Raw genomic sequence first — 25,637 nt, forward strand, 5'->3', positions numbered from 1 at the left:
GTGGGCCCACCGGGGCGGGTTAAGGGGAGTTTCGTCACGCAGGGCCTTTAGATTACTCCGACCATTCGTCAGCGAGGTCGTTGAGGATTGTTGTGTAGTTCTGGATATCTTCGGTGACGTAGAAGTCACCCGGCATGTAGTAGATATTATCGTTTGCGACGGCAGGTACATCCTGGAGTGCTTCAGATTCTTCAATGAGCTCTTGTGCACTGGCCGATGTGCCATCGCCTGCCGCTGCGTCACGGTCCAGCACAATCAAATAATCTGGGTTTGCTGAGGCAATAGCTTCCACTGAAATGTCGTCACCGGTGTGATCGGACGAGCCGTCATCGTCGAGGGCAGGAGTCATATCAATGATGTCATACAGCGGACCAATGGCACGACCTGTCGTGGGGGCAGCATAGTTGATGTCGCCACCGGACGTGACCAGACCGGTCACTGTGACGTCAGAGTCGTATGCTTCTTGTGCACGCTCTAGGGCTTCATCGAAGTCACCGATGAGTTCTTCTGCTTCATCTTGGTTTCCGAAAACTTCTCCGAGCAGGGTGATCTGGTCACGGAACTCCTGGTCGATCTCGCCAGTTTCAGTCTCGACGTTTGTATCGACGATGGGCACACCGTCATCGATAGCACCCGCGATATCTTCAGCGTGCTGAGTGAATCGCTGGCCATTCAACACGAGGTCTGGCTGAGCTGCGGTCACCATTTCCATATCCGGTTCACGGTGATTGCCGATATTCAAAATGTCTTCGCTCTGTGTGTATTTCTGCGTTGCCTCCAGATCGTCAGCCATCAAGTCCACGGGTGCGGCCGAAAGATCGACATCCCACTCGGCGAGTGTGCGGAAGATCCGGTTATCGGTGGCAACAACCGATGTCGGCTCTTGCGGAACGGCGTGGGTGTCGCCAGCCTTATCGGTCACCTCTACGGTGTCGCCATTGCCGCTTTCTGCGTCAGCATTTTCAGCATCAGCTGATCCGCATGCATTCAAGCCGAGGGCGCCAACTGCAATGAGTGCAGCCAAGTTGGTGCGAGTGAGTCCGAGTTTTTTCACGTTTCGTCTCCAAATGACAGACTAAAATAATAGAATAACATTCTTATCTACTTAGGCGAGCCTAAGCTAATGAACTCCAGCATAGTAAGCCTGCTCCAATTAGCACAAGATATTATGCGGTTATTCAAGTCACATTTCGACTCAGTGCATAGACTCCGGCGCAACCGGGGCTCATGTTCCTTGTTTTCTAGCATTTCGAGTTGACACTCTGCTTCGAACCCTCATGAATTGCGGGGTGACTTGTGTGTCACATTCCGAAACTAGGGGAATTTTTCCACTATTTTCCATGATCCGATCACCTCACGTCGGAGACTACCGGGTAAATTCTGGCTTCATCCTCGCTGACAACGAAGCGTGTTATTGATGAACTACCGGAAAACGTCGTCACACTCGCCCCAAACGGGAGTCGACAAAATGCCTGGTGACAGCATGCCGGTAATATTGCGTTGACTCTACAAGGAAGGCAAGGTCGTGCGCCTAGGTATTGCAGAATCTGCTCAGTCCACTGTCGGCATCGAGTGGGAGCTTGGACTCGTTGATGCCGCTACCGGGCAGTTGCGCAATGTTGGCGACGATATACTCGCCAAACTCGATGAACCCTCCGACGAACCGTTTCAGGTCGTTGGAGAATTCATGCTCAATACCTTAGAACTGGTCACCGGCGTATGTGGTTCCGTCGAAGAAGGGCTCGACCAACTGGCCGGTGCAGGCAACCAGCTCCTCGACGTGTTGGTGGACAAAGAGCTCTCGATATTCTCCCAGGGCACGCACCCTTTTGCGATTGCACTGGATGAACGTATTTCGTCAGCCTCCCGCTATCAGAAGATGCTTGACCGGACCCAGTATTGGGGTCAACAGATGCTCATCTATGGTCTCCATACCCATGTGGGGTTGGATCATGTGGCAAAAGCTATGCCGGCTGTAAATCAGTTGATCCAGTACTACCCACACCTCTTGGCGCTGAGCGCTTCCAGCCCGTTTTGGGGCGGCTACGATACCGGCTACGTATCACAACGCACCTTGGTGTTCCAGCAGCTGCCGACCTCAGGGCTGCCATTTCAATTTCATAACTGGGCGGATTATGAAGCAGTCGTGGCGGATCTCTTACACGTAGGTGTTGTCGATGATGTCTCGGAAGTGCGCTGGGATATTCGCCCGGTCCCGCGGTTCGGCACCGTTGAACAGCGCGTATGCGACGGAGTCTCGACCCTGCAACAGGTTGGGGCTATTACGGCACTGACCCAGTGCTTGGTACACGAAGCGGTCGGGTCTGACGCTGATGCCGTGACTAATGTCGATAATTTGCCACCGTGGTACGTCCAGGAAAACAAGTGGCGCGCGGCTCGGTATGGGCTCGAAGCAATTGTCATCATCGATTCTGCTGGCACAGAACTGTTGGTGACGGATCATCTGCACCGCGTGCTGAACCGCCTTGAACCCGTTGCGGCAGAGCTCGGGTGCGCTCGTGAGCTGAGCTGGGTGGCAGATATGATCAAGATGGGCACCGCAGCGACCCGGCAGCGAGACAAGGTCGGTTCTACCTTCGGAACCAAAGTAGATCATGACACATTAGCCGATTTGGTACTTCATTCGGCTAGCGAGACATCGGAATCAATCCGATCCTGGAAATAAGGCTGTCTTGGGGCTCACTGTTGGCGTTCCAAATCGAAGCTGGCGCGTTTGCCGAAGTAGAAGAGTCCACTAGCGATAGCAAAGACCAAGAGCACCGCCATGATGATCAAGAGTGGGTACGGGCCCAATTGAACGATCAATGGGATGGAGGCGGCTGTCACCAGGCCACCACCAAAGAAGGGCTCGAAGACTAACTGTTTGTAGCCGAAGGCTTCATAGGCGGGACTCTTTTGGTGAGGATCTGCCATGCGTAGCAGTAGCAGCCCCGTGGCCGTCACACCTTGTGACTGACCGAAGTCCGCGATGGCACGTTCGAACCAGAAGTTTTGAATGAAGCGCGGTGCCAAAAAGAACAGTACGAACACGTTCCACAGGATCCCGGCAACTGCCAGAATAATGAATGGCCACAGGTTGTCCACGATGGCGTCCAACGACAGGGTGGCCAATGCGGCAATGATCAGCGTATCGAGTGCCAGACCCTGAATACGTTCCATCGTGCCGCGGTCGATGAGTCGTGCCAGACCGGTTTTATCTCCGATGAGCTGGATGATCACGCCACCCAGCATGGCCAGTGGGAACAGTGGGACGAACTCGAAGATCTCGATGGTATCAGCCCATAGCCATTGCTCAATAGCTTGGAGACCAGACAGCAATCCTTGTCCGATCAACACGGCCAACGCGATGATACCGATGTGTAACGTCAGCGAGTCGACGGATTCGGTCCGCACGGTCAATGAACCACCCGAAGGCTGTTCAGAGTCGTACAGGCCACGAGCGATCTCCGGGTCACGGTTGGCTGAAACATCGAGGGTTTTGGAATGGCCACGTCGTGCTGCCCAGTTCACGCCAATCACACCGATAATGACACCGGAGAGAATCCCAACGGTGGCCATCGCTAAGGCGAGATCGCCGCCATCTTCAAAGCCCAGTTCTTGCATCACCGGGGCCATGCCGGCCGCAGTGCCGTGGCCACCTTCGAACCCTATTTCGATGAGTGCACCGAACATTGGACTGACGTTAAACAGCGGGACGAGGATTGCAACGGCCAACAGGATACCGATGACATATTGACCAGAAGCAAAGGTCACGCCCAACGACAGTTGCGGTCCGAGCAATTTCACGGCTCGTTTTGGTGACGGCAAGGTGGTCCCCAGAAAGAGTGCGGCGAAGACCACACTAATGAGTAATCCCGGGAGCTCTCCCCAGACTTCTTGGACGCCGCCGCCGAAAATACCACCCTCCACGAGGGCATCCCAGCCAAGCCATTCGCCCAGGCGTCCCAGGACTTGCGGGCCCAAAATCAAGGCGATGAAACCGGCAATAATCGATACCGGAAGAAACAGTTTCTGAGCCGTCCGACTGCGAACCCGGATCATGGTGCCTACGATGGCAAGAATTCCCAGCAGTAGAATGGCCAGCCCGATGGTTGACGGCGACATACGAACACCTTTCGTCGAGGCGTATCTCAGACTTCGATGAGCTATCTCTAAGATGTCTATCAGGTCAAAGGTGACCTGCGCAATTATTGAGATCCAGAGATCAGACCGATATCAGGCTGACGTGTTGGGTTGGGTCTGCCGAAAAGTTCAGATCCGAGGGGGTCACGCCGTCGGAAACCAATTGCGCGCCCAAAGCCGCTACCATGGCCCCGTTATCGGTGCACAAGTTGATCGGTGGGATGGTCAACCCGATGCCAGCGGCGGTGGTACGTTCGGTTAGTAGCTCGCGCAATCGAGAGTTCGCGGCCACGCCCCCGCCCAGCAGGATGTGGTCGATGCCTTGTTCGGTCGCGGCAAGTACGGCTTTTTTCGTGATGACGTCCGCAACGGCTTCTTGAAACGCAGCAGCGATATCGTTCGCTGGGACCGGCATATCACGGAGCTCGAATTGTTCGACCGCTCGAGATACAGCGGTTTTCAGTCCGGAAAATGACCAGCTGTATCGGTCCTTTCCAGGGGTCTTCTCCGTGCCCATATTTTTTGGCGCACTCAATCCGCGCGGGAAGGTGAAAGCGCTCGGGTCGCCCTGCCGTGCCATCTTGTCGATGACCGGGCCGCCGGGGTACCCGGCCCCAATGAGCCGAGCAACTTTGTCGTAGGCCTCCCCCGCGGCGTCATCGATGGTGCTACCCAACAGTTCGACATCGGAAGTCAGCGAGTTGATTTTCAACATTTCGGTGTGCCCACCCGACACCAATAGCGCGCCCAGCTGGTTGACGTTGTGCAAGTCTGCTCCGGCCGCATCCAGATAGCCCACACCAATGTGGGCGATGAGGTGGTTGATGCCATAGAGCGGTTTGCCGGTCGCGACGGCGAGCGCTTTGGCCCCGGCAACCCCGACCATGAGTGCACCGGCCAGCCCGGGGCCGGCGGTCACGGCGATGGCGTCCACATCATCGATGGTGAGCTCGGCTTCGTCAAGGGCCGTGTCGAGGACGGGTAAGAATTCGGTGACGTGGGCGCGTGCGGCGATTTCAGGAATGACACCGCCGAAGGCGACGTGTTCGTCCATCGACGATGCGACCTGGTGGGCTAGGAGTGTGGTGCCGGAGACGATGCCGATGCCGGTTTCGTCGCACGAGGTTTCGATACCTACAACTACGGGGGCTGTCACGTCACTCCTTGTTGGTCAGCGCTACTGCGCTCGATGGGCCTGGGGCGCGCAGGCGTTTGCGCATGACCCAGGCGTCTATACCGCCAGGATAATACCTGGGTCGGGTGTGAATGTGCTCGAATCCGTTGTTGGCGTAGAGCCGTTGGGCCACGGTGTTATCGGCTCGGACTTCGAGCAGGAGATCTTCGGCGCCGAGCTCGCGAGCAGTATCCATGAGCCAGATGAGCAGGGCCACGCCAAGTTTCTTGCCTTTGTGTTCGGGGTGCACACCGATGGTGGTGATATCGGCGAATGGGGGCCCATACATGAGTCCGGCAAACCCGACGACCACATCGTGGTGGGTGATCACCTGGTAATAGCTGTGCGGGTGCGCTGCCGTGGATGCGTGGTATTCGGAGTCGAAGATCGGCGCCGACCAGGCATCGGGACCAAACACCAGGGCATCGAGTGCGGCGACAACGGCGATGTCGTCGGCGGTCCAATCACGCTGGGTGTAGCCGTCGGGTAGGGCAATGGGTTCTGGCAGGTTCATCGGCGCAACTGTTTGGGGATTGTGGCGTCGTGGCCGCGAAGGTATTGCGGTGCCACGGGCTCAAGTCCTCTGCCGCGTCGTAGCGCCAGACTGCCGTGGGCGGCGATATCGGTGGCATCCGGCACGGCATCGGTGAAACCGGTCATCCCATAGAGTGCATCCGGGTAGAGCCCGGCGCCTGCCCCGTAGACGGGCAGTTCAGTGACTTCGGTCGCAGCGGTGACAAACGGACCGTGGATCCTTTGGGGTTGGCCGGCAACATTGTCATAGTGTGCCCAATAGACTTCTGTGCGCCGGGCATCGGTTGCCACCACGAATTCTTCGGCACCCATGCGGAAGGCGTCGACAGCCACCCGATGCGCCAACCCGTCGAGGCTGAGCACACCATAGACCGGGATGTTCCAGGTGTGGGCCAGGGTTTGGGCGGTGATGATGCCTGCTCGTAGGCCGGTGAATGGGCCGGGGCCCACGCCCACAAAGATGCCGTCCAATGCCCCGGGCGTGCGCGGATCAATGGCGGCTTCGGTCATGACCTCGGTAATAAATCCGGCGAGCACTTCAGAGTGGGTGCGTTGAGATTCAGTCGCACGGTGGGCGATCACCTCGTGGTCGCGGGTGATGGCCGCCGATGCGGTGGCGGAAGTGTCCACGGCTAAAAACGTGTGGCTCATGCGATCGTGGTTCCTTCCCAGCGGGCTCCGTAACCGGTGACGATGGCGGTGCGCGGTTCCTCATCGTCGGCATCGGAAAAATCGGTCACGAGCTCATCGGTCGCGGTGGGTGTTGCGCCGGGGCGTTGCAGCTCAATATCCAAATAATTGTCGCTGAGGGCTTCGGCTGTTCCGCGTCCCCATTCGACCACGACGACCGAGTCATCCAGTGAAGTTTCCAAGTCAAGACTGGCCAGTTCGTCCTCGTCGGTCAGTCGGTAGGCATCCACGTGAACCAGATGCAGCCCGTTGCCGGGATGCTCGTGGTGACGCGCCACGACAAAAGTCGGTGAGGTAATTGCCGCACTGATCCCCATAGCCTTGGCCAGGCCCTGGGTGAAGGTGGTTTTGCCTGCTCCGAGGTCGCCGGTCAGAAGGATGACGTCCCCGGCACGCAGGGCACGGGCCACGGCCATGGCAAATCGTTGGGTTGCCGCCAAATCAGCCAGGTGAAGTGTTTGCTGCATTGTTATACCCACTGCTTGTGCACGCGCGGTACGCGAGTGCCAATGCGCGTGACCAGTTCGTAGTTGATGGTGTCGGCGGCTTGGGCCCAGGCATCCGAGGGGATACCGGACTGGGCACCAAAGAGTTCGACTTCGGCACCGACGGGGGCGGTGGTCTCATCATCGCGGTCCGTATTGAGGTCCACCACAAATTGGTCCATAGCGATGCGTCCGGCCACCCGGTAGTACTTGCCGCCGATCCATACGGGGGCCCCGGCTGCGATGCGCGGTACCCCGTCGCCGTACCCACATGGGATCAGCGCCAGCCTGGTGGGTGTTTCGCAGCGGTATGCGTACCCGTAGGACACTCCGGTGCCCTCATCGGCGGGTTTATTGTGGGCTACCGTGGTGCCGAAACTCATGACGGGGCGCAGGCCAAGGTCTGTTGCGGTGCGGTCAGCAAATGGGCTCAGGCCGTAGATCGCGACCCCGGCACGGACCATATCCAAATGGGTATCGGGACGTGAGAGCAGTGCCGGTGAGTTTGCCACGTGTCGCACGTCGACGGTCAACCCGTGTTTGCGGGCGGTGTCGACGGCTTCGTGATAGACGCGTAGTTGTTCATCGACGGCCGGTTCGCCCACGGGGTCATCGGCTACCGCAAAGTGGGTGAATACCCCGACGACGCGGACCAGTCCAGACTGTTGGAGTTCCGCCGCACGACGACACAGTGCGTCCCAGGCTTCCGGGACCGCACCGTTGCGAGATAATCCGGTGTCAATTTTTAGGTGGACGCGTGCGGGTAAGTTTGTCGCGCGGGCCGCGTCGGCGACTGCTTCAATTTCTGGGCCTGAGACGCCAAGGTCGATGTTGTGTGCCACTGCGGCTTCAAAGGGCGTGTTGATCGTGTGCAACCATGCCAACAGCGGGGCGGCGATGCCGGCTTCGCGCAGTTCAAGTGCTTCACGAACGTGGGCGGTTCCCAACCACGTCGCTCCTGCCGCGACGGCGGTTTGTGCGACTTCGACGGCGCCGTGCCCGTATCCATCTGCTTTGACCACTGCCATGACTTGAGCGGGTTTGACCGATTGAGCGATCGTGCCAATATTGTGCGCGAGTGCTGAGTGATCGATCGTCACCCAGCGTTCCGGTGCTGCAGTCCAACTTTTAACCATGATGGCGCCTATTCTTCCAGACCCGGGCGACTAACGCTGTTTTGCGGTGCGAATGTAGTCGGCCAGCGTACTGACCACTACCCCACCGTCGGCCGCGGCGAGTTCGCCTGCTCGCGAGTGCAACCGCACCCCGGCGGCCAACACCGCAAACAACTGATCGCTAAAATCCTGGTGATTTGGGTCCAATGTCGACATGCCGGCACCTAAGATACCGGCCAGTGTGTCGCCTGTTCCGGCGGTGGCCAGTTCGGATGTTTTAGCCGGATGCACGGCTCGGCGTCCCGCGGGTGAAAACACGTAGGTATCGGCGGATTTTAATACCATCCACACCCCGAACCGTTGTGCGAAGCTGTGTGCCTGTTCCACCGGGGTGGTCTCGGTGAGATCTGGTGCCAGTCGGTCGATCAAACGACTCAGCTCACCAACATGTGGGGTCAGCACCGTGGCCGAGAGGTCTTGTGCCAGGGTGGACTCGTCGAGCATGTCCAAGCCCGAGGCATCGATCAGCAGGGGGATGTTGCGTCGCAAGGCTGTTTCGAGGGCGCTGCTGGCCGAGTCCTTGTCGCCGGCAGTATCGCCCAGTCCCGGACCAATGACCAGCGCAGTGGCCTTATCGGTGACCTGATTTTCAACGACGGCCTGTGGATTCGCGGTCAGCACTTTATCCGAAACACTGGTGTCATTGAGGGGATCCGCCACGAGGCTGACGTAGCCCACGCCGGTGGCCTCTGCAGCGTTCACCACCAGTACCGCGGCGCCAGGATACTGTTCGGAACCGGCACAGACGCTCAACGCTCCGCGCGAGTATTTATGGACGTCCCATACCGGGGTCTGATAAACACTCAAAATATCTGCTGCCATCGGCACGAACCACGGATCCTCGACGGCATCCAAGGTTGTCTGGATTCCGATGTCGACAACATGAATGTCACCGCTGTGTTGCCCACCTGCTCCGGCCAGTAAGCCCACCTTGTTGGCGCCGAAGGTCACGGTGAGATGGGCGGCAAGAGCCGTGCCAGTAATCTGGCCGGTATCGGCATCGATGCCAGAGGGGATGTCGCAGGCAACCACCCCGGCCCCCACAGGGATGTGCAGTTCGTGGTCGGCAAGATAGCCGGGTAGGTCAAAGCTGCCATGAAATCCCGTACCAAAGACCCCATCGAGCACCACCGCGGTGTCGGGGTTGATGCGATTCACGACGCGTCCACCGGCCCGTTTGAACGCCGCGAAGCCGTCGGCGTGGAGATGTTCAGCCTCTGTGTTGATGGCCACGGCAGCCACCGCAACTCCTCGGCTGGCGAGAAAACTCAGGGCCCACAACGTATCGCCGCCGTTATTGCCTTTACCTACCAGCCCAAGCACACGAGACCCGTAGACGCGACCTCGCGTGTGCAGAAACACAAGGGTATGTTGTGCCAGTCCCCAGGCGGCGCGGCGCATCAGCGATGCGCCCCAACCGGAATCCAGCCAGACTTTTTCGGCTGCGCGGACCTGGGTTCCTGTGTAAGCGCGGTACATTAGCCTTCGGCAACAACCATAGCGGTTGCCCATCCGCCGTCATGCGACAGGGAAAGATGCCAGCGGCGCACGCCTTTGGCTTCGGAGATATCGGCGACAGTACCGGTCAGCACCACATATGGTTCACCGGAAGATTCCCGACCAATTTGGCAGTGCTGCCAGTTCATACCGGCGGGTGCAGAAAGTGCTTTGGCAACGGCTTCTTTGGCGGCAAAACGGGCGGCCAACGACTGCAGACTCAGCTCTCGCTCTGCTGGGGTAAACAAACGTTCGCGCAGTTTTGGAGTTCGTTCCAATTGTCGCTCGAAGCGTGCAATGTCAACCATGTCCACACCAATGCCAATGATCATGCTGTGTAGTCTACCTTTTCTTTGCGGCGAGTTTGTGATGTTTTGATTCGTAACTTCGGGTTCTGTCGTCGTTGACGCAACACGTCTGCAATGAGTAGTAGCACGGCGCCCCAGACGAGAATGAACCCGACCCAACGGCCCGTTGACAGGGCTTCTGCCCTGCATCTAAGACTCGAAACAAGAAACAAACCTGCAGAATAAATCGAACTATTCGAGCCTTAGAGTCTGCGCAAATAGGGACAAGTCAGTGCTTCATTCATGGTCAGTAAAGAAGGGCAGCGAAGGGGCATGCTAAAGATGGATTTGTCTAGAGTTCGTCGTTTTCCAGGAGCCCCTAATGCCTAACGTTCTTTTAATCATCACAGACTCCTTGTGGAGCCAATTTGAAGCGCTGGTCCCACAGGTGGTTGATGAGCATCCTTTGGGCTGTCACCGACCGCGTATCACAGATCGCGTGGTATTCGACAAGCTCATCTAAGTGTTAGTGCTGGGGGCCTCGTACGAGAAAATCAGCGACACGACACGCCCAATGACCTGATGAGACGCCGCAGAGGTGCGTAGATTACCGCCGGAATTTTCACTGCACTAGAGCAGATTTGCTTGGAAAAACTACGACCGAATCGTCGAGCTCGAGCTCGGAGATCTGCGCGTGGATAGCAACGCACCCTGCGGCGGGCAGGTCGCCGACAAACCGTCGATAAATCGCGGTAAACAGGGTACCAAACGTTCGATGATGCCCGATCGCAAAGGCATTCCAGTCGTTGTGATCCCGGCCCCGGCCAATCGCAACGATTCGAGCTTAGTGCAGCCCACTTTGGAACTGTTGTCGCGGTTCGAGGACCCTTACCAAAACAGATCACTTTGCACTTGTAAGCTGGCCAAGATTCTGGCAAAATCCGGACTCTGTTGACGACCTTGCGCTACGAGTGTCAGATCAGTACCAATGGCGAACCGTTTCAGGCAGAGGCTCCGTAGGGTGGTATAACGCACCAACGCCTGGCACACCCGAGGTTTCATAAAGCTGCCGACCAACACAGAACGCCGCGCTACCGTCAACGACGCATTCATTGCATTAGCCAATACGATCGTCTTTATCCGCCGACTCATCCACGAAGCCTGGATCACTCGCCGCTCGGGCGCCCATCCCGAACGAAAGCTTAACCTATTGGCATGCGTTCTTACGATTACGCTCGTCGAATTTTAAAGAACACAGTATTATCCTGAAATATCCAGCGCTACATGAGCTCCCTACACACCGAAGACTGCTCCCTTCCCATACTGTTCAAGATTGGACTATACGAACACTACATACGTTCTAACTTCGTCGCACTGAACCTGCCCTCCCCGACAGCACCCACGGAAGTACGTGCGTAAATCACGGGACGGCCTAAGAGGCACTAATCTTTTTCACCATTTTCCTATTTGCAAACTCCTGAATTCCAAGCGGACCTAACTCGCGGCCAAAGCCGGAACGCTTCACGCCACCAAAAGGTAATTCAGCTTGGGAATCTGTATTGCTGTTTACAAAAACCATGCCTGATTCCAAACGGTCTGCAACTCGGTCTGTTTGTTGCGTGTCCGCGCCATAGACCGCGGCGCCAAGACCATAGGGCGAGTCGTTAGCGAGTTTAATTGCTTCATCTTCGTCTTTTACCTTGTAGATCATGACGATCGGCCCGAAGGCTTCCTCATGCCAAAGACGACAAGCCGGAGTAATCCCCGTCACGAGCGCAGGACTAAAGTAAAATCCTTGCCCCGCGGCCTGCCCCCCGATGTGGACAGTGGCCCCATGATCAGAAGCGTCCTGTAGCTGAGAGGTCAGAGCGGCCCGAGCTGAGTCAGAAGAAATCGGACCTACATCTGTCGCACCGTCAAAGGGGCTACCGACTACAGCATTCTCAACTAGACGTTTCACCTCCGCTAAAAAACTGTCGTAGACTTCTTCGACGACGATTAGCCGCTTAGGTGAAGTGCAAGCTTGGCCTGCATTGGAGAGACGACCGAATACTGCGGCTTCCGCTGTTTCCTTTAACTTAACTGAATCTAGAACAATGAATGGATCACTACCCCCGAGCTCAAGCACGACTTTTTTCAGGTTGCGTCCAGCTTGCTCAGCAACGATTGCACCCGCGCGCTCACTCCCAGTGAAGGAAATCCCTTGAATTCTGGGATCGGCGATTATGTCGGACACTTGCGTGTGGGTCGCGAAGATATTTGTATAAACCCCCTGAGGAATACCCGCGTCCTCAAGCACTTCTTGAATAGCCAATGCAGACTGGGGGCAATTCGTCGCATGTTTCAATAAAATCGTATTGCCCAAAACCAGATTCGGCGCAGCAAATCGTGCGACTTGATAATGGGGATAGTTCCATGGCATGATACCCAACAAAACGCCAGTAGCTTGTGTACGCACCTCAGCCGAACCGGAGGCCACCTTCAATAGCTGGGGCTTGAGGAAGTCTTGAGCATGCATGGCATAATAGTCAAATATCTCTGAAGAGACGGCAATCTCTCCGGCGGCTTGTTTGACAGGCTTGCCCATTTCTAGTGCAATCAGCTCTGCGAGGTGCTGAGAACGTTCCCGATATATCTCAGCTACACCATGGAGAAGGTCGGCGCGATACCCTAAGGACTCCTCTTGCCAGTCTCGATACGCACGATAAGCAGCGTCAATAGCCTCCACATTCTGTCTATTACTTGCAGACGAAAATTCCGCAACGACCTTACCGGAAGACGGATCAACTGTCTTGAAGATATTTGTCATACATTTTATCCTTTTACTGCAACATTAAAGTGGTTCTGGCATGGAAATTCTATGAGCCTTCTGCGGGATGTCCTATCAAGCCAGGGTGAAGAGCAACACTCCATACCCATAAAAACTAGGAATTTGACCGTTCGCACAGAATCTATTCGAAATTGCCTCGATGGGAGTGGGCTGCTCGTACCACCCAGTCAAAAAGTGCTTGATCCGTGTCGCAACTACTAGCTCGATCTTCTGGATGCCACTGCACAGCTACAATATTCCGATCTGAGTCTTCTAGCGCCTCAATACATCCATCCGCAGCTCGAGACACGACATGTAGCCCAGCACCTACGCGATCAACGGCCTGGTGATGGACGCTTGAGACGCTTAGATGCTCAACGCGTCCCAAAACACGTGAAAGCATGCTGCTGTCATCAACATTTACGTCGTGTATCGTCCCGGAATGGTTCTGAGGCTCTGTTGGCCAATGCTGAACCAGGGTTCCACCCCTGACGACATTCCATAATTGCATCCCTCGGCATATAAGCAGTGCCGGCAAATCATAATGTTCCACCGCATTTATTGCCCGAATATCCGCACAATCCTGTCCTTCATAATCTGAAACTCGTAACTGTTCGTGACGTCCCTGATTATAAAGTTCTGGTGCAATATCCCAACCACCTGGTACTACAACAGCATCTACCTGATCCCACGAATCGAAATCGCCACTTGGATGGATAATAAATGGTAAGCCGCCGGCCCGACTTATCGCTTCGAGCACAGCGTTCGCCACTACCGACCCTGAGAATCTCAGTCCCTGAATCCGGTTCGCGCTCATCGCTGGTACAGCAATTCGCGGGAGTGATTCCACTAATTTAGTCATTTAACGCACCTCTATTATGATGTTCGAATTACACCTTAGGCAGCTACCCTCGACTTCCATCGCGATCACTGATCCACGTCGATTCTTTACTGTTCCAAGACAATACGCCCTCGCCACCTGCTGGAATAGCCGCGCTGCCAGAACGTATAATTTTTAGCGGGTGACCTGCAGACTCGACGTGCGCTACGGAATGAGCGCCTTGAAATATACTCGTTTGTAGAGTTCCCGGCATTGAGGCATCGGCTGATTCGCCTTTCTCTAAGCCGAAACTCAACACTTCCTGCCGAAGTACTAAGAAACCGGCACCTTCGGCTTGTGGGTTAGGCAACGGTACAGTGATATCCGATCCATCAAACGTTACCCGCCCATTTTTCGCATGAGCCGGGATCAAGTTTGCTGAGCCAATAAACTCTGCAGAGAACTGTGTCTGTGGCGTGCGATACAAATCTGTGGGCGAACCCTCCTGTTCAATTTCGCCGTCACGCATTAAGATAACCGTGTCCGACATAGCCATAGCTTCGTGCTGATCGTGTGTAACGAAGACTGTTGTCAACCCCATTTCACGATGAAGCTCTACCAGTTCAATCTGCATATCCTCCCGTAACCTGGCGTCCAGATTCGATAATGGTTCATCAAGAAGCAAAACGCGTGGGTTAAATGCAATAGAGCGCGCTAGTGCGACCCGCTGTTGCTGGCCCCCAGATAGCTCAGATGGCATACGTGACGCGAAAGCCTCCATTCGTACGGTCTCCAGAGCTGCCTTAGCGCTTGCTCGCTGCTCAGCCGCACCACGATCCTGGAGCATTCGAAGGCCAAAGCGGACGTTTTCAAGTACGGTCATGTGTGGAAACAGAGCATAACTCTGAAACATCACGCCCAATCTCCGCTTTTCTGGGGACAAGTTTGTAACATCTTCACCACCAATGAAGATCTTTCCGTCACTCGGGGACTCCAGTCCGGCAATACAACGTAGAAGAGTCGTCTTACCGCATCCCGATGGCCCGAGGAGCGACACAAACGCTCCGCTATGGATATCCACGTCGATCCCGCGTAAAACATGGGTATCTTTGAAGCTTTTTCGTAAGTCTCTAATTTCCAAATTTGACATTATATAAAGGCCTTTCCCAATCCGATAGTTCGCTCCATAAAAATCATCACAACCACTGTTACGAGGACCATTAACGTAGAGACAGCGGCAACAGTCGGGCTTGCATCGAACTCGAGTTGCCCATATATAGCAACGGGTAATGTCTCAACACTGTGACTTCTTAAAAATAAAGCCACGACAGCGTCATCGAACGATACGTTGAAGGCGAAGAACCCTCCCGCAACGATGCCAGGCCGGGCCATCGGTAGAACAACAGACCGGTAACGGTGCCAACCAGACGCTCCCAATGTTCGGGCGGCTTCTTCCGTAAATCTGTCGTGGTTTGCCATGACGCCCATGACCGTACGCATGACATAAGGAATCGTTATCACCGCATGCGCTAATACTAGAATCCAGACGCTCGGTGCCTCTCCTAGAGCCGAAATGAGAGACAGTGTACCTATCCCAAGGATGATCGTTGGGACGATCAATGGCGAGAGGAGAAACCCCTGGATTGCTCCAGCGTAGGGTATGTCGAAACGGGTTATTGCCAAGGCTGCTGCGGTACCAACGGTCACAGTAATCAGAGTCGCGAATATTGCAACGATAACGCTGGTTAGAAAAGGCTGTAAATACGTACCACCAGTAAATACTTCAGAATACCATTCAAGAGTTAGCCCTTCAGGTGGAAAGGATAAAAAACGATTAGTGTTTATGGAAACGCCGGCGACGACCAGTATCGGCACCAGCATATATAGCGCGATAACAACACCAAAGCCAATTGACAACAACTTGACAAATGGTGGGAATTCTTTGACCATCAAGCTTTACCTTTCCCCAGTCTCGCAACAGCTGCCAGCACAAGGAACACCCCGACAAATAGCAATACTGCCTGTGCTGCCGCATAGGGCCAATCAAGATTTACAGTGGCATCAACGTAGATTGTGTTCGCTAACACGGGCAACTGCTTACCGCCAATCAAATTCGGCGTGATAAACGATGATACAGAGAGTGCAAAAACAAGCGTCGCACCGGCAGCTATCCCGGGCACAGCGAGGGGTACGATCACACGTCGCACGGTAGTTAGGAAGCTTGCTCCTAACGTACGTGAAGCTTCTTCAACCTTCGGATCGATCCCCGCAATCACACCTACCGTCGTAAGAACGGCAAATGGCAACAGCACTTGTACCATGGCAATCACAATACCCATCTCAGTACCGAGCATGCCCTGGCTCGAATCAGCTAAGAATTTTAAGCCAGGGATTTGCCCCAATAGGCCGTTCGGGCCCATAAGAACGACCCAACCAAAAGTTCGTACGACGATACTGGTCATGAGAGGCAGAATTACAATAACCAGCATTAGAATGCGTAACCGCGCGGTTACTCTGGTCATTATGTACGCCAGCGGAATAGCGAGTAGCATCGTAATGACCGTCTGCAGAATGGATAAACGTAGTGATCGCCAAGCGGCAGCCATCGCATAATCGGAGGCAAACAATCGCCTGAAATTATCGAGGGTAAACCCACCGTCGGCATCCAAAATACTCGCGAACATCATCCAAGCGACCGGTATCACGAATGCAATCGTCAATAATAGTATCGCCGGGACCAGAAGCGCCCGTGGCTCTCGTACCTTAGTCATCACTCAGTAATAAGCCTATTCCAATTATCCTGCCAGTCGCGCTCATTCTCATCGATGGCATGGGGGTCCACTCTTTCGACCGTATCGAGCTCCTCAGGTGCAAGAACACTATTTTCGACTTCATCAGAAAGAGCTACTTCAGTGTTAACAGGCGTATAGCGCATGCTTTCTGCGAAAATCTCCTGTGCCTCGGGGGTAAGGCTGTAGTCGATCAGAGCTGTTGCAGCGTCTTCGTTCTCTCGGCCTTCAACTACGTTCGCTGTCACGTATGATACTGTGGTCCCGCTTTCGGGAACGGTAAATTCGACCGGTAGGCCGGCTTCTATCAGCGTGAATGCATAGTCCTGCGCGTACGGAGCAATCCATGTGTTGCGTTGCGCAAAAGCCGCTTGGAGGTCTGGAGACGTTGCAACTACGATGCCGTCGCCGTTAGAGACGTTTCCACCGATAGCCTCCATTCCTGGTGTCACATCGTTGACCGTTCCCCCAAGCTCGGAGTTAATTGCCAACAAAGTTTGCACCCCATAAGCATTTGTCAAATCAGTGAAAGCTACGTGGCCTGCATAGTCATCATTAAGTATGTCGCTCCAGGTGGTCGGCGCCTCGTCGATCGCCTCGGTATGATAAATAATTCCCATCGGCGTAACCTGTATTGCCGGGCCCTGCCCCTCTTCTAGTGAGTCAGCGACACCTTCTGCAAGATCAGGGAAGTTTGTTAGCTCCTCACTGTTTATAGGAGAAATTAGCCCCTCCTCAGCCGCTATAGCTTCCTGCCCACCTGAGAAATGGACGACATCAAATTGCGGAGCACTAGCCTGAGCTGTTACTTGGGTCATTGCATCAGCGCTATAGAGCGTCACCAATTCAACACTTGCGCCAGTCTCATCCTCAAATGGTTCTACTACTGCTTCAACATACGCGTCTTCCCAGTCGCCGCCGAACGAAGTCACAACCAACTCAACACCTTCATATGGTCTTGCTGCGTCGCCCCCTCCTTCAGAATTATTAGCGTCTCCACATGACGTCACAGCTAGTGCTGTAATCGCAGCAGCCGCCGTCAGTACCATCGGCTTCCTATTCATGGTGCCCCCAATCGTGATCTTGTACTTACAGTCTTCCTATTTCGAGTCGCTTCATTCCGTCCCACCGGATCTTCTCGGATTCTGCTGCGAAATCTTCCAAACCTTCCGTAATCGTTGCCCAAATATTCACTGGCAAAAAGCCTAGGGGTCCGAAGACCCTTCCGCCACGGCCATAGAATATTCCTATCTCCCACATTTCGAATGCAAGCCCACCCATCTGACCAGGCTTTTGGTAGTACCAAATTAGATCACCCGGTGCAAAGTTAACTTGTTGATTTTCGTCAGGAATTGCGAGCGGGTCGAAAGTCTGATGCGATTCAGGGAGTGCACCCATCACCTCTGGCCCTGCGTAAATTGCGTGAAGCGTATCCATAGTCGCTGGCTTCTCCAAAGCAGCCCAGATTGCCTCGACCGTTTTTGGCGCGTCGTGCTCTGCAAGTGTTGCGATTGCCCGTGGGCCGTTCTCGTACTGTAAATAAACTTGCTTCAATGTATACCTTTCGACATTACTTATTCATCACGAAATACCATTTGCTCATTTGAGTACCCTACAAATGAGCAACTCGTGACCTACCAACGTTCTCCACATTTGACTGACTTCTTCTACTAAAAGGCCGACCGATCGGTCCAACATGTACTACCGTAACCCGAAGCAGCCCAGCCATGTGGCGCACTTCACTCACCTTACGCCATTTTTTCGCGCTGTCAATATCCTTCCGCCTTATTGGTCGCCTATTTTTTTACTTTCGGCCACAGCGGTGACGGGTGGGCCGTCGTCGAATTGCAATGAACCACGCCGGACCGGGGAGACAACCACCAGGCTGTTATCGACTGTCAATTCAGGGATTTCAGCGAAAGGACCATTCGTAAGGAATTCGTAGAGAGCCACTTCATCTCTGACGAGAATGTCCATTAGAATTGGTGACGGCCCGGTCGATACTGCACAAAACCTTACTTCCTTGCGCGAACGCAACTGTGTTCCAATTTTTTCAATAAGCCGGTTGGGGGCGTGACACCAGACCAGAGCTTCTACACCCAATTCGTATACCGCGGGCACAACCTCCGTCCTGATTTGTATTCTGCCTTTACCCACGAGTTCATCCATACGCTTTCGGGCGGTTGGCACGGAAATATCCGCGATCCGCGCCAGCCTCGATAACGTAGTTCGTCCGTCAACCATTAACTCATTGAGCATTAGGTGATCTTCAGAGATAAGTGCAGCGGAACCCTCAGACGCAAACGCCTGCTGGTTAGTATCTAAGGCGTGCTTCTCTGGTTCCGAAAGAATCCCGGGGTCCCAATCATTACCTGAGCGGAAAACTCGAAGGACGCTTGTGAGATTGAGCGTTGCGATACCATCTATTCCTGGAAGCTCTTGATAAAATAACTTTTTTAAGTCGTTATCGTCTCGGGGTACCAGCATCGCTGCTATCGAATTGCTTCCTTCGAGCACTGATACAGAGGACGCATCATCCCGTTTGGCTAATTCTCGAGCCACATACCAAAGACTTCCCAGTTTCGTGGTCACGTCGACAAGCATGGGACGCGCATCTATTACCTGAGTCGCGTTTAGGCTCACGGAGACTCTAACTATATGTTCGTCGAGGAGGCGTTGGCCGCGGCGAACCACAGTCCTCTCAGGCACTTCCAAGACCCTGGCGATTTGCCCCCAGCTCGCGCGACCATTTACTTGGAGCGCCGCCGCAATCGCTTGATCTGTTCTGTCTAAACGCACACCACGAACCATAATGTGCCATGGCAACTCGGAGAAGGGAAGGTTAGTCATACGCCTATAATAGATGTCATAAAATCTCTGCAGGCTGCGGCGTAGGCCAAGAGTGTCGAATATTTGTAATTTAGATCTGGGAAGAAACTGCAGGGTCATTTCAAAGCCATGTGAGTTCTAGTGCGAGGTTTCTGAAGGCTGCCCTGGCGCGAGCTGCCGTGCCGACACGGACCTGACTGATGTCTTCTTTGTAGGCGGTACCGCGCGGATCCAATGCAGTTTGTTTTCAATGCCCCAGTGGCCTCGCAGTAGGTGCGCTAACTGGCCAGGGGTGGCTTGTGACGCTGGTAGCGAGGTAATGGCGTAGACGAGTTCGCCGATGGTTTCGCCCAGGTAGCCGCGTTGATCCCGGGTGCGGTGCAGGCGCATGACTTGGGCTGCATGTGGGAAGGCGATGCGTTCAGAGGCCGGGGCCACGGTCAGAGCCAGGAACAGATCCGGCCATGGGCTTTCTCACGGTGCCGATACTGGGGTTTTCGGCGAGTCCAGCCAACATCATTGATGGCTTGATGCAGAGATTTGGCGTTGGTTTTGACGGTGAACACGCAGTGGCCACCGCGGTCGACGGTGGCGTTGGCTTGCTGGGCTAAGGTATGCAGCGCATCGATAGTAATCACCGCGCCATTCAAATCGCCGAGCTGATCCAGCAGGTGCGGCAAATGTGGGATCTCGTTGGTTTTGGCATCCACGGATTCTTCGCCCAACACGGTGCCATATTGATGATTCAGGGCAGCCATGAGAAACGCTTTTGGTGCCGCCACCGTGTTTGGCACCACAAACTTCTTTGCCATCAATAGCAAGCGCCTCCAGCTGGGCCGCACCCGCCTGTTAGCGAGTTTTGTGAGCATGCGAGTCTTGACCCAGTCGGACAGCACCGCATCAACAATGACGGCATCCATGGTGGCCTTCACCCAGTGGAAGGTGGCCACCGATGGGGCACGTTTCCACACGGTCAGCAGGTTGCGTTGGTGGACATCGGCGGCCCAGTCGGCAATCATCGTCAACGAGCTCGAACCAGATAACACCGCTGCAATGATGGTAGTCAATAATTCCGTAAAACCATATCGCACTCCACGGGCTGCCAGCGGATCCGGGATCGCCTCTAGCGCTTGGTATGACCACGGCAACTCCGCATCCTGGAAGTCATTAATGACGGCCAGGTGGCGAAGATGGAAGGTTTTAAGCGATGATGTCACCAGAGAACTCCTGTTGTCTCAGTATTTGTTGTGGTAAACATCACTTATTAACAGGAGTCCTCATCCATTAACACCCATCGATTAATAGCAGCCACGCCGCAAGCCAAGCACATCCAAAATCCGCAGCTCACGACCTATTCGTCACTCACGATTTTGAAGTGACCCTGGAAAAATCGCAACGCTAGTGTTCATTTTGATATAGAGTAACGTTACTGATTTTGTAATTCAACCGAGTTGTATGTTGCACTCGAACGTGAGCATAGAGCACACTTCGAGGCGACCGCCCGATGCATCGCACAAAATATTGACCGCTTCTCGGTATCAGGTCAAAACCTAGAGGATACCCCTCAATGTGCGTTTGAAGTTTAAGTCTCACAGCGTTTGCGTAGCTATTAGCGCTCACTGAATGAAAACCAACAACCAGTGGCTCGTGGATTCCAAACACGTCCACACAACGAGACAACATACCAGTATAGAGCAATGTCCCCCTACCATAGTTGACCTTCAACCTAAACAAGACGGATGGCACTATACTGTATGTTCGTCGTTCACTAGTTCGGATGGCAGTTGCGTGGCGGTGTTTCCAATGGCTGGCCTGCAGGAGCCAAAGATCTTCCCGGTCGGTCTTATGTTGCCAGCGTGCTAGCCGGTAGCTAAGCTGGCGATCAATAATTGGTCGCTTGGCCGCTTCATGAGCGATAATGAATAGGTGAATTTCCACATTAACGATGCTCCGTACCCTCCGCGAGGGTCTTCAGATTCGCCGAATACCCCGGTGAGTCCTGTCACTGAGCCCATCAACTTTGTCGGTTCACCGCCGGTCGAACCACAACAAACGTATTCACCGTTCATTGAGCTCGATCGCTCCACGTGGTCCAGACTAGCCCACGAACTCGAGCAGCCCTTTGACCAGTCCGATGTGGAACGGCTCCGTGGTCTGGGTGATCGCTTGTCACTGACCGAAGTCGCCGAGGTTTATGTACCACTGTCGCGGCTGTTGAGTATTTATGTGGATGGTTCCGCCAAGCTGCGTGAAGCATCGAATAAGTTCTTGGGTGAAACGACACGTCGTACTCCCTTCGTGATCGGGGTGGCCGGATCGGTGGCGGTTGGCAAATCGACCGTCGCTCGTGTCCTGCAGGAAATGTTGCGACGCTGGCCGAATACACCGCGGGTTGAACTGGTCACCACCGACGGTTTCCTCTACCCCAATGCTGAGCTGCGTCGACGTGGACTCATGCAGCGTAAAGGGTTCCCAGAGTCCTTCGACCGTCGGCGTCTTTTGCGTTTCGTATCAGACGTAAAATCCGGGGTGCCTGAAGTTCGGGCCCCCATGTACTCACACCTGACCTACGACATTGTGCCAAATCAGCAGATTGTGGTGCGCCGTCCCGATGTACTCATTGTCGAAGGGCTCAACGTGTTAGCCCCGCCCCGAGCACGTGCGGATGGCACCTCTGGCCTGTCAGTTTCCGATTTCTTCGACTACTCAATTTACGTCGATGCCAGCCACCAAGCAGTACGGAACTGGTACGTCAACCGGTTTATGGAGATGCGTTCGGGAGCATTTGCCGACCCTGATTCATATTTCCACCAGTACTCTGAACTCACGGATGAGGAAGCGGTCGAAACAGCAACGGGTATTTGGGATCGCATCAACGGTCCCAACCTTGTGCAAAATGTCCTACCCACTCGAGGCAGAGCTAAACTAGTATTGAGCAAGAACGCAAATCATCACGTCAAACGCGTCCTCATGAGAAAGATCTAGTCATGCCTCGCACCTCGAAAGTGACCTTTACCGCCTCGGCGGTCACTTTGGCGTGCCTTGCCGGAGCACTCTATGCTTCGCCACTTGTGGTTGCCGAGACCATGGGACGCGAAGTTCAGGCGTTCTCTCCAATGGACTTTACTGACCGTCGTGCATCGAACCTCGAAGCCGGGGACACCGCAGCTACCTCCCGTGATGAATCCACACTGACCAACGACGGTTCTTGGAACGTGGTAAAGGCCGAGACCAGCACGTCTCGTCCCAGCGATACAGAGATGTCGCCGCAGCGCTCGGATATCGAGGTCGCGACCACCACCGACGATGCCGAAAGTGATGATGAACCTGCAACGGCACCCACGGATGCTGCCACACAACGCATCGCCTCAGAGCTGCCACAAATCGACGTCACCTTGCCGCCAAGCTCAGAGCCCTCACCAGATGAGAGCGATTCCCCAACACCAGATTCCAAGACCACCGAGGATACCTCTGATGAGGATGTGATCCCCGAGGATGTGGATTCACCTGATTCGATCACGGTGATCGTCAACAAGCTTCGGGGGTTACCTTCCGACTACGCACCCGACGATCTGGTCGAGCTCGAGACCAGTGCCGCAGAGGGTACGCACCGACTGCGAGAAGAAGCGGCTGAGGCGACCGAAGCACTCTTTGCGGCTGCTGCCGAAGACGGCATTGACCTTACCGTTATTTCTTCGTACCGGTCATATGCGTACCAGCAAGAACTCTATGACAACTACGTGAGCCAATACGGCAGCGAGCACACCAATGAGATGTCGGCTCGTCCTGGCCATTCCGAACACCAAACTGGGCTTGCCCTCGACGTTGATACGCCCGGCGGTGAGCACTCGTTGTCGACGAGCTTCGGTGATACCGAAGCAGGCCAATGGGTGGCGGACCATGCACACGAATATGGTTTCGTGATTCGTTACCCACAAGACCAAGACGACATCACGGGGTTCTCCTACGAGCCATGGCACCTGCGATATTTCGGTGAACAATTTGCGACGCAGATCGCAGAGCATTCCGGAGTTGCCGAAGAAGAGTTTGGGCTCGAACCCGCGCCTGACTACGATGACGACACCCCACGTGAGTAGAATCTCACGTCCTGTGAACAAACTTGACCTTATACTATGAGTCATGTTTAAAGGATTTAAAGACTTCATCGTGCAAGGCAACGTCATGGACCTTGCTGTAGCTGTCATTATCGGTGCCGCGTTTACCCAAGTCGTCACAGCACTCACCGACTCGGTACTGATGCCACTCATCTCGGCGCTGGTGGGGTCACCGAACTTCGATGAGTTCGCCAAAATTACGTTGAACGGCAATGAGATTGCCTTCGGCGTCCTACTGACGGCAATCGTGAATTTCTTGCTGGTTGCCGCAGCAGTCTACTTCGCCATCGTGATGCCGATGAATAAGCTCATCGAAATGCGCGGCAAGCATGCCGAAGACGATCCAGTGCCAGAGGATATCGCGCTACTCGAAGAAATCCGCGACGAACTCGTCAAGGGAAACAAACCCTCCTAGGACCGCTCATCACCATATTTCTCCTGATCCGTCCGGCATGTTGCCGGACGGATCTTTTGGATCGTCACCAATCTGGGATGCAGGGCATCCAGTTGTATTGGGGATTCTCGCACTGGGGCAACGCCATGAGGCCAAAAGCAACACCTGCAGCAACCAATCCCATGACGACGATCGTCAGAAAGACGATCAGCCGTCTGGCGCGTAGGTTATCTGGCGGATCTGAGGTCACTTCGTGAGGATCATCCCCATCTAAAAAGTTTTGCTCCCGGTAGAACTCATCAACGTCCCGACGATAATAACCGCTTGTTTCGTCAACACGTCCCTCAGGCCGGTGTGGATCGTGCTGTGTCACAGTGCCAAGTTCTCAGACACCACATCAGCAAGATATTGGGCTTGTTGCTGTGCGGTTTCTTTATCTGCTGCCTCAACCATGACACGCACTACCGGTTCGGTACCTGACGGGCGCAACAGGACGCGTCCGGTTTCACCCAGGCGCTGTTCGACCGCAGCAACTTCCGCGTTGACAACCGCATTGTCATCGACCGCGGACTTGTCGACGTTCTGGACGTTGATGAGCACCTGTGGCAGACGTGTCATGACCGTTGCCAAATCGTTGAGGCGTCGTTTCGTTTCATTCATCCGCGCTGCTAGATGCAAGCCGGTGAGAATGCCGTCTCCGGTGGTGGCCCATTTTTGAAAGATAATGTGACCGGATTGTTCGCCACCGAGCGAGTAGTTGTGGGCATGCATCGCTTCGAGGACGTATCGGTCGCCGACTTTGGTTTCCACGACATTCACGTCGTGTTCCTTCATCGCGAGTTTAAGGCCCAGGTTACTCATGACCGTGACCACGAGCGTGTCATCGTGGAGGTGGCCCTGGTCCTTGAGCGCTACGGCCATGATGGCCATGATCTGGTCCCCATCAACAATGGTGCCCTTGTGGTCCACGGCCATAAACCGATCGGCATCTCCGTCCAATGCCACACCCAGGTCTGCTCCGTGTTCTAACACGGCCGACTGCAGGTTCTCCATATGGGTGGAACCATAGTTTTGGTTGATGTTTAAGCCATCTGGATCTGCACCAATGACGGCAACTTCGGCACCAGCATCAGCGAAGACCTGCGGGGCAACACCCGCACCAGCACCGTGGGCAGCATCGATGACAATTTTCATGCCATCGAGCCGGTTTGGCATAGATTTCAACAAGTGAATGACATAGCGGTCCTCTGCATCCGAGAACCGGCGAACACGACCAACCTGGGCACCGATGGGTCGGTATGGCTCGTGTTCCATCTGCGCCAGAATTCGGTCTTCTTGCGCGTCGGTAAGTTTCTCTCCGCCACGTGCCAAGAATTTGATGCCGTTATCCGGTGCCGCGTTGTGAGAGGCGGAGATCATGACGCCGAAGTCGGCATTGATGTCGTCGACGAGAAAAGCAGCCGCTGGTGTCGGCAACACGCCAGCATCAAACACGTCGACGCCAGACGAAGCAAGGCCAGCGGCAACAGCTGCGCTAATGAATTCCGAAGAGATTCGAGGATCCATTGCGACGACAGCTTTGGGCCGGCGATCAGCCGAATCCTCGTGCCCCAGCACGACCGCTGCAGCCTGCGAAAGTTTCGTTGCGAGTTCAACGGTGATTTTTTCGTTGGCTACGCCTCGGACACCGTCTGTACCAAATAATTTTGACATGGTTATCAATTCTATGTGACTTCCGGACCCGCACGATGAAAACACCTGCAGGTTCCGTTGTGCATGTATCTAACGAGGCGCCAGGCGTCGTGCATTATGTGTGCACTCCTTCCTGCCACAGCTGCCAGATTCTCATATTTTAGCTTTTTCACGGCATTGAAGCGGGATTTTTGTTCTCATTGG

General features: G+C 54.7%; 25 protein-coding genes and 1 pseudogene. 5 read left to right on the forward strand and 21 right to left on the reverse strand.

Going from position 1 to position 25,637, the window contains the following annotated elements:
- Positions 1 to 52: 52 nt before the first annotated feature.
- Positions 53 to 1,054: a siderophore ABC transporter substrate-binding protein gene (locus tag ACYVJT_RS09505; protein ID WP_343956056.1), complete on the reverse strand. Its 1,002-nt coding sequence runs from the start codon at positions 1,052 to 1,054 to the stop codon at positions 53 to 55.
- A gap of 471 nt (positions 1,055 to 1,525) precedes the next feature.
- Between ACYVJT_RS09505 and ACYVJT_RS09510 the strand changes: the two genes are divergently transcribed.
- The gene (locus ACYVJT_RS09510; protein ID WP_499418340.1) at positions 1,526 to 2,686 is read left to right on the forward strand and encodes a glutamate--cysteine ligase; all 1,161 of its coding nucleotides are present in this window, start codon (positions 1,526 to 1,528) and stop codon (positions 2,684 to 2,686) included.
- 14 nt (positions 2,687 to 2,700) lie between these two features.
- Here the strand turns inward: ACYVJT_RS09510 and ACYVJT_RS09515 are convergent, their stop codons facing one another.
- The 8 genes from ACYVJT_RS09515 to ACYVJT_RS09550 all read right to left on the reverse strand — a co-directional run bounded on the left by ACYVJT_RS09515 (position 2,701) and on the right by ACYVJT_RS09550 (position 10,030).
- Positions 2,701 to 4,125 (reverse strand): sodium/glutamate symporter, encoded by a 1,425-nt coding sequence (locus ACYVJT_RS09515; RefSeq protein ID WP_343956058.1) that lies wholly within the window; start codon positions 4,123 to 4,125, stop codon positions 2,701 to 2,703.
- A gap of 100 nt (positions 4,126 to 4,225) precedes the next feature.
- Positions 4,226 to 5,299, reverse strand: coding sequence for a tRNA (adenosine(37)-N6)-threonylcarbamoyltransferase complex transferase subunit TsaD (gene tsaD, locus ACYVJT_RS09520; protein WP_343956059.1), 1,074 nt, complete (start codon positions 5,297 to 5,299; stop codon positions 4,226 to 4,228).
- A gap of 1 nt (position 5,300) precedes the next feature.
- The gene (gene rimI, locus ACYVJT_RS09525) at positions 5,301 to 5,831 is read right to left on the reverse strand and encodes a ribosomal protein S18-alanine N-acetyltransferase (RefSeq protein ID WP_343956060.1); all 531 of its coding nucleotides are present in this window, start codon (positions 5,829 to 5,831) and stop codon (positions 5,301 to 5,303) included.
- The gene (gene tsaB, locus ACYVJT_RS09530) at positions 5,828 to 6,502 is read right to left on the reverse strand and encodes a tRNA (adenosine(37)-N6)-threonylcarbamoyltransferase complex dimerization subunit type 1 TsaB (protein ID WP_343956061.1); all 675 of its coding nucleotides are present in this window, start codon (positions 6,500 to 6,502) and stop codon (positions 5,828 to 5,830) included. The genes rimI and tsaB overlap by 4 nt, the downstream gene beginning before the upstream one ends.
- Complete coding sequence (gene tsaE / locus ACYVJT_RS09535; protein WP_343956062.1) at positions 6,499 to 7,008, reverse strand: tRNA (adenosine(37)-N6)-threonylcarbamoyltransferase complex ATPase subunit type 1 TsaE; 510 nt, start codon at positions 7,006 to 7,008, stop codon at positions 6,499 to 6,501. Before tsaE ends, tsaB begins: the two co-directional genes overlap by 4 nt.
- Before the next feature lie 2 nt (positions 7,009 to 7,010).
- Positions 7,011 to 8,162 (reverse strand): alanine racemase, encoded by a 1,152-nt coding sequence (alr, locus tag ACYVJT_RS09540; protein ID WP_343956063.1) that lies wholly within the window; start codon positions 8,160 to 8,162, stop codon positions 7,011 to 7,013.
- A gap of 30 nt (positions 8,163 to 8,192) precedes the next feature.
- Positions 8,193 to 9,680, reverse strand: coding sequence for a bifunctional ADP-dependent NAD(P)H-hydrate dehydratase/NAD(P)H-hydrate epimerase (locus ACYVJT_RS09545; protein ID WP_343956064.1), 1,488 nt, complete (start codon positions 9,678 to 9,680; stop codon positions 8,193 to 8,195).
- Entirely contained in the window at positions 9,680 to 10,030 is a 351-nt protein-coding gene (locus ACYVJT_RS09550; RefSeq protein ID WP_343956065.1) for a holo-ACP synthase, read from the reverse strand. The genes ACYVJT_RS09545 and ACYVJT_RS09550 overlap by 1 nt, the downstream gene beginning before the upstream one ends.
- Positions 10,031 to 10,367: 337 nt before the next feature.
- On the opposite strand from ACYVJT_RS09550, the pseudogene ACYVJT_RS09555 reads away from it, so the two are divergent.
- Positions 10,368 to 11,234: pseudogene (locus tag ACYVJT_RS09555) on the forward strand (transposase family protein).
- A gap of 183 nt (positions 11,235 to 11,417) precedes the next feature.
- On the opposite strand, the gene ACYVJT_RS09560 reads toward ACYVJT_RS09555, so the two are convergent.
- From ACYVJT_RS09560 to ACYVJT_RS09605, 10 genes are all read right to left on the reverse strand, one after another.
- Positions 11,418 to 12,794, reverse strand: coding sequence for an NAD-dependent succinate-semialdehyde dehydrogenase (locus ACYVJT_RS09560; protein WP_343956066.1), 1,377 nt, complete (start codon positions 12,792 to 12,794; stop codon positions 11,418 to 11,420).
- 142 nt (positions 12,795 to 12,936) lie between these two features.
- Positions 12,937 to 13,656 (reverse strand): gamma-glutamyl-gamma-aminobutyrate hydrolase family protein, encoded by a 720-nt coding sequence (locus ACYVJT_RS09565; protein WP_343956067.1) that lies wholly within the window; start codon positions 13,654 to 13,656, stop codon positions 12,937 to 12,939.
- Between the two features lie 43 nt (positions 13,657 to 13,699).
- Positions 13,700 to 14,764, reverse strand: a complete 1,065-nt coding sequence (locus ACYVJT_RS09570; protein ID WP_343956068.1) for an ABC transporter ATP-binding protein — start codon at positions 14,762 to 14,764, stop codon at positions 13,700 to 13,702.
- Positions 14,764 to 15,564, reverse strand: coding sequence for an ABC transporter permease (locus tag ACYVJT_RS09575; protein WP_343956113.1), 801 nt, complete (start codon positions 15,562 to 15,564; stop codon positions 14,764 to 14,766). Before ACYVJT_RS09575 ends, ACYVJT_RS09570 begins: the two co-directional genes overlap by 1 nt.
- Positions 15,564 to 16,334, reverse strand: coding sequence for an ABC transporter permease (locus ACYVJT_RS09580; protein WP_343956069.1), 771 nt, complete (start codon positions 16,332 to 16,334; stop codon positions 15,564 to 15,566). Before ACYVJT_RS09580 ends, ACYVJT_RS09575 begins: the two co-directional genes overlap by 1 nt.
- 50 nt (positions 16,335 to 16,384) lie before the next feature.
- Positions 16,385 to 17,335, reverse strand: coding sequence for an extracellular solute-binding protein (locus ACYVJT_RS09585; RefSeq protein WP_343956070.1), 951 nt, complete (start codon positions 17,333 to 17,335; stop codon positions 16,385 to 16,387).
- A 157-nt stretch (positions 17,336 to 17,492) separates the two neighbouring features.
- Positions 17,493 to 17,957, reverse strand: a complete 465-nt coding sequence (locus ACYVJT_RS09590; RefSeq protein ID WP_343956071.1) for a DUF3830 family protein — start codon at positions 17,955 to 17,957, stop codon at positions 17,493 to 17,495.
- 231 nt (positions 17,958 to 18,188) lie between these two features.
- Positions 18,189 to 19,253: an Lrp/AsnC family transcriptional regulator gene (locus ACYVJT_RS09595; RefSeq protein ID WP_343956072.1), complete on the reverse strand. Its 1,065-nt coding sequence runs from the start codon at positions 19,251 to 19,253 to the stop codon at positions 18,189 to 18,191.
- A 117-nt stretch (positions 19,254 to 19,370) separates the two neighbouring features.
- Positions 19,371 to 19,670 (reverse strand): transposase, encoded by a 300-nt coding sequence (locus ACYVJT_RS09600; RefSeq protein ID WP_343956073.1) that lies wholly within the window; start codon positions 19,668 to 19,670, stop codon positions 19,371 to 19,373.
- Positions 19,671 to 19,672: 2 nt separating this feature from the next.
- Positions 19,673 to 20,449 carry an ISAs1 family transposase gene (locus ACYVJT_RS09605; protein ID WP_343956074.1) on the reverse strand — a complete coding sequence of 259 codons (777 nt, stop codon included), beginning with the start codon at positions 20,447 to 20,449 and terminating at the stop codon, positions 19,673 to 19,675.
- A gap of 796 nt (positions 20,450 to 21,245) precedes the next feature.
- Here ACYVJT_RS09605 and coaA point away from each other — a divergent pair.
- Genes coaA through mscL form a run of 3 tightly spaced genes read left to right on the forward strand, consistent with a single transcriptional unit; the run spans position 21,246 to position 23,762 of the window.
- Positions 21,246 to 22,217 (forward strand): type I pantothenate kinase, encoded by a 972-nt coding sequence (gene coaA, locus ACYVJT_RS09610; RefSeq protein ID WP_343956114.1) that lies wholly within the window; start codon positions 21,246 to 21,248, stop codon positions 22,215 to 22,217.
- A 2-nt stretch (positions 22,218 to 22,219) separates the two neighbouring features.
- On the forward strand, positions 22,220 to 23,329 hold the full coding sequence (locus ACYVJT_RS09615; protein ID WP_343956075.1) for a D-alanyl-D-alanine carboxypeptidase family protein: 1,110 nt from the start codon (positions 22,220 to 22,222) through the stop codon (positions 23,327 to 23,329).
- Positions 23,330 to 23,372: 43 nt separating this feature from the next.
- Positions 23,373 to 23,762, forward strand: a complete 390-nt coding sequence (gene mscL, locus ACYVJT_RS09620; RefSeq protein WP_343956076.1) for a large conductance mechanosensitive channel protein MscL — start codon at positions 23,373 to 23,375, stop codon at positions 23,760 to 23,762.
- 64 nt (positions 23,763 to 23,826) lie between these two features.
- Here mscL and ACYVJT_RS09625 read toward each other — a convergent pair whose 3' ends face one another.
- Positions 23,827 to 24,114 carry a hypothetical protein gene (locus ACYVJT_RS09625; protein WP_343956077.1) on the reverse strand — a complete coding sequence of 96 codons (288 nt, stop codon included), beginning with the start codon at positions 24,112 to 24,114 and terminating at the stop codon, positions 23,827 to 23,829.
- Positions 24,111 to 25,454: a phosphoglucosamine mutase gene (gene glmM / locus ACYVJT_RS09630; protein ID WP_343956078.1), complete on the reverse strand. Its 1,344-nt coding sequence runs from the start codon at positions 25,452 to 25,454 to the stop codon at positions 24,111 to 24,113. Before glmM ends, ACYVJT_RS09625 begins: the two co-directional genes overlap by 4 nt.
- Positions 25,455 to 25,637 lie beyond the last annotated feature (183 nt).

The organism is Yaniella soli, from assembly GCF_054782375.1.